The sequence below is a fragment of the Acidithiobacillus sp. TH-A36 genome (assembly GCF_057473445.1).
Genome location: NZ_JBYCKP010000076.1, coordinates 1 through 3336, shown reverse-complemented (window position 1 = coordinate 3336; position 3336 = coordinate 1). Strand labels below are relative to the sequence as shown.

Annotated in this window: 5 protein-coding genes; 4 read left to right on the top strand and 1 reads right to left on the bottom strand. The window is 51.1% G+C overall.

All coding sequences use genetic code 11. The features are described 5' to 3' along the window. Positions 1-311: 311 nt before the first annotated feature. The 4 genes from AC2VLY_RS01925 (at position 312) to AC2VLY_RS01910 (ending at position 2285) form a co-directional block, all read left to right on the top strand. Entirely contained in the window at positions 312-848 is a 537-nt protein-coding gene (locus tag AC2VLY_RS01925; protein WP_486921687.1) for an OmpA family protein, read from the top strand. Positions 849-992: 144 nt separating this feature from the next. Further along, on the top strand, positions 993-1376 hold the full coding sequence (locus tag AC2VLY_RS01920) for a nuclear transport factor 2 family protein (protein ID WP_193651922.1): 384 nt from the start codon (positions 993-995) through the stop codon (positions 1374-1376). Next, positions 1355-1870, top strand: a complete 516-nt coding sequence (locus AC2VLY_RS01915; protein ID WP_193651921.1) for a YiiX/YebB-like N1pC/P60 family cysteine hydrolase — start codon at positions 1355-1357, stop codon at positions 1868-1870. Before AC2VLY_RS01920 ends, AC2VLY_RS01915 begins: the two co-directional genes overlap by 22 nt. A 124-nt stretch (positions 1871-1994) precedes the next feature. After that, positions 1995-2285: an iron oxidase gene (locus tag AC2VLY_RS01910; protein ID WP_193651920.1), complete on the top strand. Its 291-nt coding sequence runs from the start codon at positions 1995-1997 to the stop codon at positions 2283-2285. 92 nt (positions 2286-2377) lie between these two features. On the opposite strand, the gene AC2VLY_RS01905 is transcribed toward AC2VLY_RS01910, so the two are convergent. Next, positions 2378-3181, bottom strand: a complete 804-nt coding sequence (locus AC2VLY_RS01905; RefSeq protein ID WP_486921686.1) for a helical membrane plugin domain-containing protein — start codon at positions 3179-3181, stop codon at positions 2378-2380. Positions 3182-3336 lie beyond the last annotated feature (155 nt).

Genomic DNA, 3336 nt, shown 5'->3' with positions numbered 1-3336 from the left:
GGCAGCCTTCAATTATCTGGCTCAGGATATGATGGATGCGATGCAAACCCGAAAGATTCCCATGGCGGCACAGAATTACCTGATTGCCATTCTGGCTTCCATGGAACCGCAAATCGTTACCGCTAACGGCCCATTGGGCTGAACAGGGTCACGAAGTAAAACGTTGTATGCAGTCTCCTCCTCCCGCTAGCAAAATCGGGAACTTCAGGCTCCATCCTGGATGGGGCCTATTTTGTCATTGGATTTGATGGTTAAAATTGTAGACAGATGAATGCATCTGCCCAAAAAATCAGCTACTAAGGAGACGTAATATGAAAAAAATATACAAGCAAACACTGGCTGTGGCAGTGGTTCTGGCCGCTGCCGGCTGCGGAACCAATCCTTTTGCCTGTTCTCCCGGGGTTCCCCCGGCGGCACCAGCGGCTCCGGCAGCAAAACCCGCAACAGTGGCACCTATTGCACCGGTGCAACATACAATTCTGGAGAGTAAACCTATTACCATTACCGGGATTAATTTCCAGACCAATTCTTCCAAACTGATCAGCCATGATATTGCCGTGCTGGACCAGGTAGCTGATTTTGCCCATAAACATTCAGCTGCTGTTCTGGATGTGAATGGTTACTGCAGTAAGACAGGCAGTTTTTCTTACAATCAAAAACTCTCTGAGCAACGTGCGCGAAGCGTTGCCGGTTATCTGGAGGCGCATGGTGTAGCAGCTTCACGGATTGTGACGAAGGGACATTCCTATCTGGATCCAGTCGCCAGCAATGCGACGCCACAGGGACGTTTCCTGAATCAGCGCGTGGAAATCAATTCCAGTATCAAGGTACGTAAAACTGTGCAATAACTGACTTGATGAATCACTAGTCAGACGTCATGATCAACAGGCGATGCTGCTTAGGGTATTGCCTGTTTTTCTTTGGATCACTTTTAATGAAGGAGAATTTGTGTGCGAAGTATACTAAAAACAATCACAGTGGCAGGATTAACAGTGGGAATCTCAGCCTGTGGTCTTTTTTCGGGTTCGGGGCCAGAGAATACGGCTATGCATTTTGTGCACGGTATGGCGAAAGGGGACATTCAGAAAGTAGACGAACTGGTTTATTGGGGACCTGAAGTGCAAAATCCTGCACAACCCTATGCACTGCGGCTCGAAGAGGCGAAAGTGAATGGATATGTGATGGCTACTTATCAGCGCCTGCAAGCTGAAGGTGGTTTGAAGGAGGCCAAAATAGTCAAAAACCAACGAACTACGGTAGATGGTGTTGAACATGCCACGGTGATTATCAGCCTGATTCCTGAGAAAGGAAGCCCTCGGAATACGACGTTGCAACTGGTACGCAGGGACGGGAAATGGTTCGTGAGTGTGGACTGACGGCGTATATACTGTTGCGCGAAGGGCTGGGGGTAGAGGCACGCCTGGTGCGCCTCAAAAATCGCGGTCCCTGGACCCATGTCGGGGTTTTGGTAGGCGGTGCTTTATTTGAAAGCATACCGTCTACGGAACGCACCCGAGGTGGGGTGCACATGGGTAACCTGGACGATTTTTATGCGCCGGAACGAGCTGTAAAGGTTGGCTATATACCGATTGGCTTGGTAGAACCACAGTGTGAAAATTTGTTTCACTGGTGTCATATGCAGGTGAAGCTGCGTATTCCTTTTGATGATAGTTATGACTTGCAGGATGATCGGGCATTATATTGTTCCGAGTTTGTTTATAAGGCCTTTTTGCAAATACAGATCAATCTGGTCTCAGCGGAGTTGAGTACTTTATCCATACCCTTGGTGGGGGTACGGAAGGTGGTATTTCCCGGAGATTTGATCGGGATGAAGCCGGTATTCAATAATATTTACACGTTACGCAGTTGATTATCCAAATCTGAATACATAATGGGGATCAATTATCTGTTGCGTGCATCCATTACAGCGCAGATTACGTATAAGTGAGTGGGCTCTTTATAGGCGCCTCATTCATCATTTTGGAGAACATACTATGAAATCTATGAATCGTCGTGACTGGTTGAAATCAACGGGTAAAATAGCTGCAGCAGCCGCAGTGGCTCCTTTGGTGTTTTCATCCATGGCCAATGCTGGTACAGCAGGTGGTTTGCAAAGCAAAAGTTCTGTCAGTTATCAGGATCATCCCAGTGGCAAGGATATGTGCAGTAATTGCGCGCATTTTGTACCGGGAGCCTCTGCCAGCGTAGATGGTACCTGTAAAGTGGTTGCAGGCAAAATCAGCCCACATGGATATTGCTTTGCCTATACACCTATTTCTAGCTAACGCTTACGCTTGATTAAAAAAAGCCCCTGAACATCAGGGGCTGCAAGCGGGGCGAGTAGAACACTTTAAAACGGTAAAAAGTTACCTCATGATCAGTGTCTGAGTCGGCAGGAACGGAAATGTTTGCCGACAAGCATGAGGAACTGGATGGTTTGCTGGGTTTCCGGTTTTTTCATCATGTCCCAGAGTCCGGTGATTCCCCCCTTGGGCGCGGGAGCGCTGGCGGCCTCCTCAGTGGCACTACTGAGGCAGTGCAGGAAATCGGTGAGGATATGATCCTGATCCATTTTTTCAGCGACGGCGAGCAAACGGTCCATGACCCCGGTTCGCGTTGCCCGGTCGAGCAGGCACATGGCATCGGTCGCCAACGTGGCCAGACGCGAGACCATCTCATCACTCATGGAATCACCGGCGGCCCCCGCCATCCGGGCCAGATGGACGATACGCTCCAGATCGCCGTTTTCCACCAGAGAACTGATGGCCGGTAAGGCATGGACCACCTGACTGCGGTTCACCCGATCCAGTAAATCCATACCATCGCTGGCCAGACCCGCCAGACGACCCACCATTTCATCACTCATGGAATCGGCAGCGGCCCCACTCAGCCGCGCCAGTTGCACGATGCGCTCCAGATCGCCGTTTTCCACCAGGGAACTGATGGCCGGCAGGGCCCGCGCCACCTGGCTGCGGGTGACCTGATCCACCAGATCCAGACCGTCGCTGGCCAGACCCGCCAGACGACCCACCATTTCATCACTCATGGAGTCTGCTGCCGCACCACTCAGCCGTGCCAGGTGCACAATGCGTTCGAGATCCCCGTTCTGCACCAGATGGACCAGGGCCTCCTGGGCGCGTTGCAGCTCATCTTCAGAAGTTTCTGCCAGGACCGCAGCCATACGTCACCTCCTCAGAGTAAACCACGGGCAGTTGCCCAATAGAGTTTGTTATAGGACATCTTGAAGGCATGTACGGCTCCGGTAGGCGCTTTCGGCTGGGGCGGGGTTTTATAATCGAACATGGCATACGTTGCCCGATCCTTGCCCGCCTCAAT